Source organism: Streptomyces sp. NRRL S-244, from assembly GCF_000717915.1.
In the GTDB taxonomy this organism is placed as follows: domain Bacteria; phylum Actinomycetota; class Actinomycetes; order Streptomycetales; family Streptomycetaceae; genus Streptomyces.
Genome location: NZ_JOCX01000021.1, coordinates 73,899 through 86,308, shown reverse-complemented (window position 1 = coordinate 86,308; position 12,410 = coordinate 73,899). Strand labels below are relative to the sequence as shown.

The following is a 12,410-nucleotide window of genomic DNA, read 5'->3' as shown; positions in this document are numbered from 1 at the left end:
CAGGGCCTTTGCTCGCTGAGCGGACGACGCGACTCGAACGCGCGACATCCACCTTGGCAAGGTGGTGCTCTACCAACTGAGCTACGTCCGCATGCTGCTCCGGCATGAATGCCGTCGCGATGCGTGCATCACTCTACCCGATCCACCGGAGTGGTCTGTAAAGCGTTGCAGAGCGGGTGACAGGGATCGCACACTGCGCCTTCCCCCTGGAAGGGGGATGTTCTGCTACTGAACTACACCCGCACGACCTTCGGGGCTTTGACCTGCGGCCTCGCCCCTCGGCGTGATCCACACACTAGCGGACCGGAGGGGGTGGATGGCAAATCGGCCCCCGGCGGGCCCGGTTAGCGGGCCCGGTCGGGGGCCGGCGAGGCCTCAGTGAGCCTCGTTGTACGCCGCGTACACCCGCTTCGGGATGCGGCCGCGCGGCGGCACGTCGAGGTTGTTGGACCGGGCCCAGGCGCGGACGACCGCCGGGTCCGGGGCCAGCGAGGTGTGCTTGTACGTCTTCCCGGAACGGGCCTGCCGGCGTCCGGCGGCGACGAAGGGCTCGAGGCTCTTCCGCAGTTTCTTTGCGTTCGCCAGATTGAGGTCGATCTCGTAGGACTTACCGTCCAGGCCGAACGTGACCGTTTCCGCCGCTTCTCCGCCGTCGATGTCGTCGGAGATCGTGACTACTACGCGCTGCGCCACGGATATCGGTCCCTTCGTGCGACGTCGCTCACCCGTTGGACGTGCGGTGATGTCGCCTGTGTGGATGTTTCGGAGCAATGCATCATTCCGTCCCGAGTCGTACGGCGAAAAATGCCGCCGCCCCGGTGGAATCCTTTGTACCTTGATTCCCATTGCATTGCGAAGTCCAGTTAATTATCTCCGCGTGTCCCGCCGCAATGCCGGGCGCGTGGTTTTCCGGTGGATTTTGCGAAGCGTTGGTGAAGCCGAAACGGGCGGGTGATCGCGGCCCCGGTCGCGGCCCGGAGATATCTACCCGCGTAGAAATTTCGGCCGGGTACGCTGAGGGAACCGCCTTCGCACCAACCACCCATCGGGAGTGCCAGTGGCACGCGTCGTAGTCGACGTCATGCTCAAGCCGGAGATCCTCGACCCTCAGGGCCAGGCGGTGCAGCGTGCACTGCCGCGCCTGGGATTCGAGGGCATCGCCGACGTCCGCCAGGGGAAGCGCTTCGAACTGGAAGTGGAGGGACCGGTCGACCAGGCCGCCCTCGACCGCATCCACAAGATGGCCGAAACGTTCCTCGCCAACACCGTCATCGAAGACTTCACCGTGAAGGTCGAGGCCTGACGGTGACCACTCGCATCGGAGTCGTCACGTTCCCCGGAACGCTCGACGACCGTGACTCGCTGCGCGCCGTCCGCCTCGCGGGGGCCGAGCCCGTTTCGCTGTGGCACCGCGACAAGGACCTGCACCAGGTCGACGCGGTCGTCCTCGCGGGCGGCTTCTCCTACGGGGACTACCTGCGCGCCGGAGCCATCTCCCGGTTCTCGCCGGTGATGGAGACCATCATCGAGCAGGCCAAGGCCGGCATGCCGGTCCTCGGCATCTGCAACGGCTTCCAGGTCCTCACCGAGGCCCACCTGCTGCCGGGGGCGATGCTCCGCAACAACCACCTGCACTTCATCTGCCGCGACCAGAAGCTGCGGGTGGAGAACGCGGAGACCGCGTGGACCGGCGACTACACCGCCGGCCAGGAGATCTCCGTACCGCTGAAGAACATGGACGGCCGGTACGTCGCCGACGAGCGCGTCCTCGACGAGCTCGAGGCCGAAGGCCGCGTGGCCTTCCGGTACGTCGACGTGAACCCGAACGGGTCGCTGCGCGACATCGCCGGCATCACCAACGCCGCGGGCAACGTGGTCGGCCTCATGCCGCACCCCGAGCACGCGGTCGAGCCGCTGATCGGGACGGGCCGCACCGACGGCCTCCCGTTCTTCACCTCGGTCCTGAAGAAGCTGGTCTCCGCATGAGCCTCGACACCGTCAAGAACGCCACCGAGACGCCGGACGCCTCCCAGCCCTGGAAGGAACTCGGCCTCAAGGAGGACGAGTACGCCCGCATCCGGGAGATCCTCGGCCGCCGGCCCACCGGCGCCGAGCTCGCCATGTACTCGGTCATGTGGTCCGAGCACTGCTCGTACAAGAGCAGCAAGGTCCACCTGAAGCAGTTCGGCGAGAAGGTCCCGCAGAACGACGCGATGCTCGTCGGCATCGGCGAGAACGCCGGCGTCGTCGACGTCGGCCAGGGGTACGCGGTCACCTTCAAGGTCGAGTCGCACAACCACCCGAGCTACATCGAGCCCTACCAGGGCGCGGCCACCGGCGTCGGCGGCATCGTCCGCGACATCCTCGCCATGGGCGCCCGCCCGGTCGCGGTCGTCGACCCGCTGCGCTTCGGTGCGGCCGACCACCCCGACACCAAGCGCGTCCTGCCGGGCGTGGTCGCGGGCATCGGCGGCTACGGCAACTGCCTGGGCCTGCCGAACATCGGCGGCGAGGTCGTCTTCGACGCCTGCTACCAGGGCAACCCGCTGGTCAACGCCGGCTGCATCGGCGTGATGAAGCACGAGGACATCCACCTCGCCAAGGCCTCCGGCCCCGGCAACAAGGTCATCCTCTACGGCGCCCGCACGGGCGGCGACGGCATCGGCGGCGTCTCGGTCCTCGCGTCCGAGACCTTCGACGACACCAAGCCCACCAAGCGCCCCGCCGTCCAGGTCGGCGACCCCTTCCAGGAGAAGCTCCTCATCGAGTGCACCCTGGAGATCTTCAAGGAGAAGCTGGTCGCGGGCATCCAGGACCTCGGCGGCGCCGGGCTCTCCTGCGCCACGTCCGAGCTGGCCTCCGCCGGCAGCGGCGGCATGCGCGTCGAGCTCGACACCGTCCCGCTGCGCGACGCGACGCTCTCGCCCGAGGAAATCCTCATGAGCGAGTCGCAGGAGCGCATGTGCGCGATCGTCGAGCCGCAGTACGTGGACCGCTTCATGGAGATCTGCGAGAAGTGGGACGTCATCGCCACCGTCATCGGTGAGGTGACCGACGGCGAGCGCCTGGAGATCTTCTGGCACGGCGAGCAGATCGTGGACGTGCCCCCGGGCACCGTCGCCCACGAGGGCCCGGTCTACCACCGCCCGTACGCGCGCCCCGAGTGGCAGGACGCCCTCCAGGCGGACGACGCGGGCAAGCTGCCCCGGCCGCAGACCTCCGAGGAGCTCCGCGCGCAGGTCCTGGCGCTGGTCTCGTCCCCGAACCAGGCCTCGAAGTCCTGGGTCACGGACCAGTACGACCGCTTCGTCCAGGGCAACACGGTGCTCTCGCAGCCCGAGGACGCGGGCATGGTCCGCATCGACGAGGAGTCCAACCTCGGCGTGGCCATGGCCACCGACGGCAACGGCCGCTTCGCGAAGCTCGACCCGTACACGGGTGCGCAGCTCGCGCTGGCGGAGGCGTACCGCAACGTCGCCGCGACCGGCGCCAAGCCGCTCGCCATCTCCGACTGCCTCAACTTCGGCTCGCCCGAGGACCCGGGCGTCATGTGGCAGTTCGCCGAGGCCACCCGCGGTCTCGCGGACGGCTGCCTGGAGCTGGGCACCCCGGTGACCGGCGGCAACGTCTCGCTGTACAACCAGACCGGTGACATCGCGATCCACCCGACCCCGGTCGTGGCGGTCCTCGGTGTGATCGACGACGTCAACCGGCGTACGCCGATGGCGTTCGCGGAGGCCGGCCAGCTGCTGTACCTGCTCGGCGACACGGCCGAGGAGTTCGGCGGCTCGGCCTGGTCCCAGGTCGTCCACGACCACCTCGGCGGCATGCCGCCCAAGGTGGACCTGGGCCGCGAGAAGCTGCTCGGCGAGATCCTGATCTCGGCGTCCCGCGACGGCATGGTCGACGCGGCGCACGACCTCTCCGACGGCGGCGTGATCCAGGCGCTCACCGAGTCCTGCCTGCGCGGCGGCAACGGTGCGCGGATCGTGGTGCCCGAGGTCCTGGACGCGTTCACCTTCCTGTTCTCCGAGTCGGCGGGCCGGGCCATCGTGGCCGTCCCGCGCAGCGAGGAGCTCCGCTTCACCGACATGTGCGGTGCGCGGGGGCTGCCCGCCACCCGTATCGGCGTGGTGGACGGCGAGGAGATCGAGATCCAGGGCGAGTTCGCGATTCCGCTCGCGGAGCTGCGTACCGCTCACGAGGCAACGATCCCGGCGCTGCTCGCCTGATCCCGCCCGCGCTCGTTCCCGAGCCCCCGTCCGGAGTCTTCCGGGCGGGGGCTCGGGCGTTGCGAGCCCGGGCCGTTGTCGGACCCGGCGGATAGGGTCGGGCCATGCCACCCGCCAAGAAGAGGGCCCGCACCTACGACGCCGCGAAGATCCGTGCGGCCGTCACCGCACAGTTCGGGCATGTGGCCGACGCTGTACGGGAGTTGGGCGACGAGCAGCTGGCGCGGCCCAGCGGGGTCGGCGCGTGGAGCGTCGCCGAACTCGCGGCGCACCTCGCGTGGATCGCCCACTCGCTGGCGGCCGGACTGGCCCGGCCCCCGGCCGCCGTACCGGAGCTGACGGCCGTCGAATGGCCCTTCGCCACCGCCTCGCTCGCGGGGAAGATCGCCGAGGCGGCCAAGGAGACCCTGGAGGGCGCCCCGCTGCCCGAGCTGTACGAGCGCGCGGGCACCCGTATGGCCGAGGAGCTGGCCGCGAACCCGGGCAGCAGGGTGCTGGACCTGTGGATCGGGGACATGACCCTGGCCGATTTCCTGGTCACCCGGACCGTGGAGCTCGTGGTGCACACCGACGACCTCAACCGGGCCGCGGGCCTGGACATCCCGATCGAGCGGCAGGCCCTGGCGGCCTGCACCCGGCTGCTCGCCGACGCCCTCGCGCTGAAGGCCCCGGGCGGCTCGGTGGAGGTACGGATCCCGCCGTTCGCGGTGGTCCAGTGCATCGAGGGGCCGCGGCACACCCGCGGCACCCCGCCGAACGTGGTGGAGACGGACCCGCTGACCTGGATCCGGCTGGCCACCGGGCGTACGGACTGGGCCGCGGCCGTGGAGAACGCGCAGGTCAGGGCCAGTGGCGAGCGGGCCGACCTGTCGGCGCTGCTCCCGGTCATGAGCTGAGCCGGCCCGCCGTGGAACCGCCTCCGCGCGGGATCCGCTCCGGCGTGGAACCGCGTCCGCGCGGGATCCGTCCCAGGGGCATGCGTACGCTACGGCACCTCCCCGCTGCCCTCGTCGCCCTCCTGACCCTGGCCGCCGCCACCGCCTGCAGTGACGGCGGCGGTACGCGCGGCACCCTCCCGGGACACGGCTCGGCCGGGACCTGGTTCGTACAGAGCCTGACCGTGGGCGGGAAGACCCTCACTGCGCCCTCCGTCGCCCGGGTCACCTTCCCGGCGGGCGGACCCGACCAGGCCACCGGCAACTACGGCTGCAACGGATTCACCGCCGAGGTCACCCACGACGGCGCGAGCGCCATCACCGTGAAACCGGGCTCCACCACCGCCATGGCCTGCGAGAACACGGAGTTCGAGACGGCCTTCGCCAAGCTCCTGACCGGCCGGCTGACGGTCGACCGGCAGCCGGACCGGCTCACCCTGAAGACCGCCGACGGGAGCACGATCGCGATGAGCTCGGAACCCCCGGCCCCGGACGCCCCGCTCACCACCACCACGTGGACCGTGACCTCCCTGGTCAGCGGCCAGAGCGCCGCCTCCTTGCCGGCCGGGGCGGCCGGCAAGGCCGTCTTCACCATCGGCGCCGACCTGGCCGCGAGCGGCAGCCTCGGCTGCAACCGGTTCAGCGCCAAGGCCACCGGTGACGGCGCCCAGCTCACCTTCGGGCCGCTGACCACGACCCGGATGGCCTGCGAGGGCCCGGCGGGCGAGGTCGAGCGGAAGCTGACCGAGCTCTTCGCCGCCTCCCCGCTCACCTGGAGGATCAAGGGCGGGACGCTCACCCTCACCGCGCCGGACGGCACGGGCCTGACCGCGACGGCCGCCTCGGCCGCGGAATGACCCGCCCGACGCCCGACGCCCGACGCCCGACGCCCGGCATCCGCAGGTCAGTTCGGGTACGGCAGCAGCCCCGCGTCCACCTTCTCCCAGGCCGCGCGCAGCTCCGCCAGCCTGGCCGGCTCCAGGGCCGCCTTGTCGGCCTGTTCGCGGACGTCCCCGGCCAGGTTGAACAGCTGGTCCTTGCCCGTCTTGCCGCGGTAGTACTTCCAGTCCCCGCGGCGCAGGGCCCGCTCCCCGCGCACCCGCCAGAACAGGTTCCGCTCCGCGGTCTTCTCGCCGCGCAGCAGGTATCCGGCCAGGCTCACCCCGTCCAGCGGATGGGCCGGGTCCGGCCGGGTCCCGGCCAGCTCCAGCAGGGTCGCCGTCCAGTCCGGGGTGAAGACCGGGACCCGGCTGACCTGGCCGCCGTCGATCCGGGCGGGCCAGCGCACGATGTTCGGCACCCGGATCCCGCCCTCCTGGAGGGAGGCCTTGTTGCCGGAGAGCGGCCAGTTGTACGAGAAGCGCTCGCCGCCGTTGTCGCTGGAGAAGAAGACCAGGGTGTCCTCCTCCTGACCGGAGCGCTTGAGGGCCTTCAGCACTTCGCCGACCGAGCGGTCGAGGTCCTCCACCATCTGCCGGTACTTGTCCACGGAGCCGCCGTCCTGGTGCCACAGTGCCCGGGCGTCGCCCGCCTTGATCCGGCGTTCGACCTCGGCGCTCGCCTCGGTGTCCCCGTCGGCGATCCACGGCCAGTGCGGGGTGGTGAAGTTGAGGTTCAGCAGCCAGGGCTTGCCGCCGTGGTCGCGGGAGACGTACTCGGCGGCGCGCTCGGTGATGATCCGCGTGTAGTAGCGCAGGTCCTTGTAGGTGGCGTCGCCCTCGTAGAGGTCGTACTCGCCGCCCAGGCCCAGCTTGGAGTAGTACTCCAGGGCCCCGCCGAAGTTCCCGAAGAACTCGTCCCAGCCCGACTTGGTCGGGCTGTAGTCGGGCAGGTAGCCGCAGTGCCACTTGCCGATCAGCGCGGTCGCGTAGCCGGAGGCGCGCAGCAGTGAGGCCAGCGTGGGGTGGGTGGGCTCCAGGCCGGCGCTCTTGTCGGCGATGGGCTCGGCGAGCCCGCCCTCGGTCCGGCCCGGGTAGCGGCCCGTGTACAGGCTGAACCGGGTCGGCGAGCAGGTGGCGGAGCCGGAGTAGGCGTCGGTGAAGCGGACCCCCTGGCGGGCCAGCCGGTCCAGGTTCGGGGTCTTGATGTGCGGGGAGCCGTACGAGGAGAGGTCGGCCCAGCCCAGGTCGTCGCCGAGGATGAACAGGACGTTCGGGCGCCGCGAACGCCGGCCGCGGGCGGCCTGGAACGGGCGCTCCTCGGGGCCGGTCCCGGAGGCGTCGGAGGCGGCGGCCGGGCCGGCCCCGAGCCCCACCGCGGCGGCCGCCGCACTCACTCCGACGGCGCTTCCGAACGCCCGGCGGGACAGGTGGTTGTCGTACGAAGACACAGGAACTCCAAGACACGGCTCGGCGGCCCCGCCCCGGGCGGGCGCGGGACGGCGCGCGGCACGGCAGGGCGGGGCTGGGCGGAGCGAAAGGGAAAAAGAAGACGGAGAGTTGTGGCTACGCAGAACAGCGACAGATGGCGCTCGCGACACGGACCAGGTCTACGTGGCGGCGCTCGACGAGGGTGACGGAGTGGTCACCGAGAGGCTGCATGGGGCGAGAGCCTGTACGAATACCTTCGTAGATGTCAACAAAGCTCCGAATAGCGAGACAGAGTCACACAGTCACCCTCTGTGCTGTGAGATTTCCCGGCCATCCCCAATTCGGACCAGTGGTCGATCTCGCCTACACTCGGAAGCGTGCCTCGTGGTGATGGACGACTCAACCACGACCTGCTCCCCGGCGAAAAGGGCCCCCAGGACGCTTGCGGCGTCTTCGGTGTCTGGGCTCCGGGTGAAGAGGTCGCCAAGCTCACCTACTTCGGACTGTATGCGCTGCAGCACCGTGGACAAGAGTCCGCGGGAATCGCTGTGAGCAACGGTTCCCAGATCCTCGTCTTCAAGGACATGGGCCTCGTTTCCCAAGTCTTCGACGAAACCTCTCTCGGCTCGCTCCAGGGTCATATCGCGGTCGGTCACGCCCGCTACTCGACCACCGGAGCCTCCGTCTGGGAGAACGCGCAGCCCACTTTCCGCGCGACCGCCCACGGCTCCATTGCCCTGGGTCACAACGGCAACCTGGTGAACACCGCCGAGCTCGCCGAGATGGTCGCCGACCTCCCCCGTCAGGACGGCCGCGCCACCCAGGTGGCGGCCACCAACGACACCGACCTGGTCACCGCCCTGCTGGCCGGCCAGACGGACGACGACGGCAAGCCCCTGACCATCGAGGAGTCGGCCACCAAGGTCCTCCCGAAGGTCAAGGGTGCGTTCTCGCTCGTGTTCATGGACGAGGGAACCCTCTACACCGCCCGTGACCCGCAGGGCATCCGCCCGCTGGTCCTCGGCCGCCTTGAGCGCGGCTGGGTGGTCGCGAGCGAGACCGCTGCCCTCGACATCTGCGGAGCCAGCTTCGTCCGCGAGGTCGAGCCGGGCGAGCTCATCGCGATCGACGAGAACGGCCTGCGCACCTCCCGATTCGCGGAAGCGAAGCCCAAGGGCTGTGTCTTCGAGTACGTCTACCTGGCGCGCCCGGACACCGACATCGCCGGCCGGAACGTCTACCTCTCGCGTGTCGAGATGGGCCGGCGCCTGGCCAAGGAAGCCCCCGTCGACGCCGACCTGGTGATAGCGACGCCGGAATCCGGCACGCCCGCCGCCGTCGGCTACGCCGAGGCCAGCGGGATCCCGTACGGCTCCGGCCTGGTCAAGAACGCCTACGTCGGCCGGACCTTCATCCAGCCCTCGCAGACGATCCGCCAGCTGGGCATCCGCCTGAAGCTCAACCCCCTCAAGGAAGTCATCCGGGGCAAGCGCCTGGTGGTCGTCGACGACTCGATCGTCCGCGGCAACACCCAGCGCGCCCTGGTCAAGATGCTCCGCGAGGCCGGCGCGGCCGAGGTCCACATCCGGATCTCCTCGCCGCCGGTGAAGTGGCCGTGCTTCTTCGGCATCGACTTCGCCACCAGGGCCGAGCTGATCGCCAACGGCATGACGGTCGACGAGATCGCCACGTCGCTCGGCGCGGACTCGCTCTCGTACATCTCGCTCGACTCGATGATCGAGGCGACGACCATCCAGAAGCCCAACCTCTGCCGTGCCTGCTTCGACGGCGAGTACCCCATGGAGCTGCCCGACCCGCAGCTCCTGGGCAAGCAGCTTCTGGAGAGCGAGCTGGCCGGCGGCACCGACGCCGCCGACGCGCTCCGGCGCCCGTAGCGCCGCGACCCGCGACCCCGGCTCCACCTGCGCCGGGCCCTGTCTTTACGAGTGCTTCTCCCAGGGCCCGGCACCACCCGCAGTAACGACACGAAAGCTCTCTCCTGTCATGACAGAGAAGACCACCGGTGCCAGCTACGCAGCCGCGGGCGTCGACATCGAAGCCGGGGACCGCGCCGTCGAGCTCATGAAGGAGTGGGTGAAGAAGACGCAGCGCCCCGAGGTCCTCGGCGGCCTCGGCGGATTCGCCGGCCTCTTCGACGCCTCCGCCCTCAAGCGCTACGAGCGCCCGCTGCTGGCCTCCGCGACCGACGGGGTCGGCACGAAGGTGGACATCGCCCGCCAGCTGGGCGTGTACGACACCATCGGCCACGACCTCGTCGCGATGGTCATGGACGACATCGTCGTCTGCGGCGCCGAGCCGCTCTTCATGACCGACTACATCTGCGTGGGCAAGGTCCACCCGGAGCGTGTCGCGGCGATCGTGAAGGGCATCGCCGAGGGCTGCGTCCTCGCCGGCTGCGCCCTGGTGGGCGGCGAAACCGCCGAGCACCCGGGTCTGCTGGGCCCGGACGACTTCGACGTGGCGGGCGCCGGAACCGGTGTCGTCGAGTACGACCGCCTGCTCGGCGCGGATCGCATCCGTACGGGTGACGCCGTCATCGCGATGGCATCGTCCGGCCTTCACTCGAACGGGTACTCGCTGGTCCGGCACGTCCTCTTCGACCGCGCCGGCATGTCGCTCGACCAGCACGTGGAGGAGCTCGGCCGGACCCTCGGCGAGGAGCTGCTGGAGCCGACCAAGATCTACTCGCTGGACTGCATGGCCCTCACCCGTACGGCCGAGGTCCACGCGTACTCGCACATCACCGGCGGCGGTCTCGCGGCCAACCTGGCCCGGGTCATCCCGGACCACCTGCACGCCACGGTCGACCGTACGACCTGGGCCCCCGGCGCGATCTTCGACCTGGTCGGAAAGGCCGGTCAGGTGGAGCAGCTGGAGCTGGAGAAGACCCTGAACATGGGCGTCGGCATGATGGCCGTGGTCCCGCAGGAGTCGGTGGACGTGGCGCTGACCGCGCTGGCCGACCGGGGCGTGGACGCCTGGGTCGCCGGCGAGATCCTGGACCGGGGCGACCGTACCGAGGGTGCGACCCTCACCGGTTCCTACGCGAGCTGAGCAGCACTGAACCCGGTCCGGGGCGATTGCCCTGGACCGGGTTCGGTGTTTTTGCCTTTACGGCTATTCGTGCAGACGCGAAAGAGACGCGCGAGAGCGTCAAGCGCCGCGACGCTGCGGCGACGGACCGGACTCTTCGTCCTCGTCGTCGTCATCATCGCTGTTGTACAGATCCGCGTACTTGGCGTACGGGTCGTCGTCGTCCAGATCGTCATCGACTTCGACCGGCTCGCTGACAGGCAGCAGCGGTTCCGTCGGCGATGCGCCCAGCTCATTGGCCAGACGCGAGAGGTCAGTCCCGCCGCTGTTGTACTTCAGCTGGCGGGCGACCTTTGTCTGCTTGGCCTTGGCCCGGCCGCGCCCCATGGCTCGACCCCCTCGGTGACGGGGCTCGACGGCCCCAGAGTCTGACACGCGTTCATGGTTCGGAGCGGGCTCTCCGTGGAGAGACCGTCCGTAGGGGTTTAACGGTACCTGCTTCCGCGGCCATACGGTACGCCGCCCGCATGACGTGCCCCGGTGCAGGACCAATGAGGCGCCCCGTCCTCGCTGGTCAGCTGCGATTTTAACCCTTTCCTGGCGGGCGACCCGCCGAAGTGCAGTGAGTTCCGTCTCGCCGCAACCCCGGCGGGTGCACGTCAGGGGCCGTTATGACGGGTCGACAGCCGGGTACGAGCCCTTCGCGGCCTTCGCCGCGCGGGCGTCCGCCATCCGCTGCTCGGCGATCCGGTCGGCCGCAGCGGCCGGCGGGATCCCGTCCGCCTTCGCACGAGCGAAGATCTCCAGCGTGGTGTCGAAGATCTTCGTGGCCTTCGCCTTGCAGCGGTCGAAGTCGAAGCCGTGGAGCTCGTCGGCGACCTGGATGACCCCGCCCGCGTTCACCACGTAGTCGGGCGCGTAGAGGATCCCGCGGTCCGCGAGGTCCTTCTCCACGCCCGGGTGGGCGAGCTGGTTGTTCGCGGCGCCGCAGACGACCTTCGCCGTCAGGACGCTCAGCGTGTCGTCGTTCAGGGCCCCGCCGAGCGCGCAGGGGGCGTAGATGTCCAGGCCCTCCAGGCGGATCAGCGCCTCCGTGTCGGCGACCGCGGTGACCTTGCCCGGGTGCTTGTCGAGGATCCGCTGCACGGACTCTTCCCGCACGTCCGTGATGACGACCTCGGCGCCGTCCGCCAGCAGGTGCTCGACCAGGTGGTGGCCGACCTTGCCGACGCCCGCCACGCCGACCTTGCGGCCGCGCAGGGTCGGGTCGCCCCACAGGTGCTGGGCGCTGGCCCGCATGCCCTGGAAGACGCCGAAGGCGGTGAGGACCGAGGAGTCGCCGGCGCCGCCGTTCTCGGGGGAGCGGCCGGTCGCCCAGCGGGTCTCGCGGGCCACGACGTCCATGTCCGCCACGTACGTGCCGACGTCGCAGGCCGTGACGTAGCGGCCGCCGAGGGACTCCACGAACCGGCCGTAGGCCAGCAGCAGTTCTTCGGACTTCAGTACGTCGGGGTCGCCGATGATGACGGCCTTGCCGCCGCCGAGGTCGAGACCGGCGAGGGCGTTCTTGTACGACATGCCGCGCGAGAGGTTCAGCGCGTCGAGGACGGCCTCCTCGTCCGAGGCGTACGCGTGGAAGCGCGTACCGCCGAGGGCGGGGCCCAGGGCGGTGGAGTGGATCGCGATGACGGCCTTCAGGCCGGAGGCTCGGTCCTGGCACAGCACGACTTGCTCGTGGCCGCCCTGTTCCGTGCGGAACAGGGTGTGCAGGACGCCGTCGGTCATTTCGGTCACGGTGGTGACTCCCATGGAAGAGATGCGGCGGAATGACGCCCGCCCTGCGGGTGGGGGAGGGCGCGCTGGGAGCAGAGTAAGACCTG

General features: G+C 70.1%; 12 protein-coding genes and 2 tRNA genes. 7 read left to right on the top strand and 7 right to left on the bottom strand.

Going from position 1 to position 12,410, the window contains the following annotated elements:
- Window positions 1–18: 18 nt before the first annotated feature.
- From IF02_RS0123825 to IF02_RS0123815, 3 genes are all read right to left on the bottom strand, one after another.
- A tRNA-Gly gene (locus tag IF02_RS0123825) sits at window positions 19–91 on the bottom strand.
- An 80-nt stretch (window positions 92–171) separates the two neighbouring features.
- Window positions 172–243 (bottom strand) — tRNA-Gly (locus tag IF02_RS0123820).
- 132 nt (window positions 244–375) lie between these two features.
- Window positions 376–693, bottom strand: a complete 318-nt coding sequence (locus tag IF02_RS0123815) for a histone-like nucleoid-structuring protein Lsr2 (protein ID WP_030160147.1) — start codon at window positions 691–693, stop codon at window positions 376–378.
- A 358-nt stretch (window positions 694–1,051) separates the two neighbouring features.
- Between IF02_RS0123815 and purS the strand changes: the two genes are divergently transcribed.
- The 5 genes from purS (at window position 1,052) to IF02_RS0123790 (ending at window position 6,024) form a co-directional block, all read left to right on the top strand.
- Window positions 1,052–1,303, top strand: a complete 252-nt coding sequence (gene purS / locus IF02_RS0123810) for a phosphoribosylformylglycinamidine synthase subunit PurS (RefSeq protein ID WP_008740952.1) — start codon at window positions 1,052–1,054, stop codon at window positions 1,301–1,303.
- A gap of 2 nt (window positions 1,304–1,305) precedes the next feature.
- Entirely contained in the window at window positions 1,306–1,986 is a 681-nt protein-coding gene (gene purQ / locus IF02_RS0123805; RefSeq protein WP_030160145.1) for a phosphoribosylformylglycinamidine synthase subunit PurQ, read from the top strand.
- Window positions 1,983–4,232, top strand: a complete 2,250-nt coding sequence (gene purL / locus IF02_RS32660) for a phosphoribosylformylglycinamidine synthase subunit PurL (protein ID WP_037836990.1) — start codon at window positions 1,983–1,985, stop codon at window positions 4,230–4,232. The genes purQ and purL overlap by 4 nt, the downstream gene beginning before the upstream one ends.
- A 104-nt stretch (window positions 4,233–4,336) precedes the next feature.
- The gene (locus IF02_RS0123795; RefSeq protein WP_030160143.1) at window positions 4,337–5,128 is read left to right on the top strand and encodes a maleylpyruvate isomerase family mycothiol-dependent enzyme; all 792 of its coding nucleotides are present in this window, start codon (window positions 4,337–4,339) and stop codon (window positions 5,126–5,128) included.
- A gap of 80 nt (window positions 5,129–5,208) precedes the next feature.
- A complete protein-coding gene (locus tag IF02_RS0123790) occupies window positions 5,209–6,024 on the top strand; it encodes an META domain-containing protein (RefSeq protein WP_030160141.1) in 816 nt (271 codons plus the stop codon).
- A 47-nt stretch (window positions 6,025–6,071) separates the two neighbouring features.
- Here the strand turns inward: IF02_RS0123790 and IF02_RS0123785 are convergent, their stop codons facing one another.
- Complete coding sequence (locus IF02_RS0123785) at window positions 6,072–7,496, bottom strand: sulfatase-like hydrolase/transferase (protein WP_030160139.1); 1,425 nt, start codon at window positions 7,494–7,496, stop codon at window positions 6,072–6,074.
- Window positions 7,497–7,611: 115 nt separating this feature from the next.
- The gene (locus tag IF02_RS36245; RefSeq protein WP_385588274.1) at window positions 7,612–7,707 is read right to left on the bottom strand and encodes a putative leader peptide; all 96 of its coding nucleotides are present in this window, start codon (window positions 7,705–7,707) and stop codon (window positions 7,612–7,614) included.
- 146 nt (window positions 7,708–7,853) lie between these two features.
- On the opposite strand from IF02_RS36245, the gene purF reads away from it, so the two are divergent.
- Window positions 7,854–9,371 carry an amidophosphoribosyltransferase gene (gene purF / locus IF02_RS0123780; protein WP_030160137.1) on the top strand — a complete coding sequence of 506 codons (1,518 nt, stop codon included), beginning with the start codon at window positions 7,854–7,856 and terminating at the stop codon, window positions 9,369–9,371.
- Between the two features lie 109 nt (window positions 9,372–9,480).
- A complete protein-coding gene (gene purM, locus IF02_RS0123775) occupies window positions 9,481–10,551 on the top strand; it encodes a phosphoribosylformylglycinamidine cyclo-ligase (protein ID WP_030160135.1) in 1,071 nt (356 codons plus the stop codon).
- Between the two features lie 99 nt (window positions 10,552–10,650).
- Here the strand turns inward: purM and IF02_RS0123770 are convergent, their stop codons facing one another.
- Window positions 10,651–10,917, bottom strand: coding sequence for a DUF3073 domain-containing protein (locus IF02_RS0123770; RefSeq protein ID WP_030160133.1), 267 nt, complete (start codon window positions 10,915–10,917; stop codon window positions 10,651–10,653).
- 282 nt (window positions 10,918–11,199) lie between these two features.
- Window positions 11,200–12,324 (bottom strand): Leu/Phe/Val dehydrogenase, encoded by a 1,125-nt coding sequence (locus IF02_RS0123765; RefSeq protein ID WP_037837003.1) that lies wholly within the window; start codon window positions 12,322–12,324, stop codon window positions 11,200–11,202.
- Window positions 12,325–12,410: the final 86 nt, after the last annotated feature.

What these genes read in the sequence shown, in the direction of transcription:
- purL (WP_037836990.1), top strand. Translation starts at nt 1,983, where the DNA reads ATGAGCCTCGACACCGTCAAGAACGCCACCGAGACGCCGGACGCCTCC.
- IF02_RS0123795 (WP_030160143.1), top strand. Translation starts at nt 4,337, where the DNA reads ATGCCACCCGCCAAGAAGAGGGCCCGCACCTACGACGCCGCGAAGATC.
- IF02_RS0123790 (WP_030160141.1), top strand. Translation starts at nt 5,209, where the DNA reads ATGCGTACGCTACGGCACCTCCCCGCTGCCCTCGTCGCCCTCCTGACC.
- IF02_RS36245 (WP_385588274.1), bottom strand. Translation starts at nt 7,707, where the DNA reads ATGCAGCCTCTCGGTGACCACTCCGTCACCCTCGTCGAGCGCCGCCAC.
- purM (WP_030160135.1), top strand. Translation starts at nt 9,481, where the DNA reads ATGACAGAGAAGACCACCGGTGCCAGCTACGCAGCCGCGGGCGTCGAC.
- IF02_RS0123770 (WP_030160133.1), bottom strand. Translation starts at nt 10,917, where the DNA reads ATGGGGCGCGGCCGGGCCAAGGCCAAGCAGACAAAGGTCGCCCGCCAG.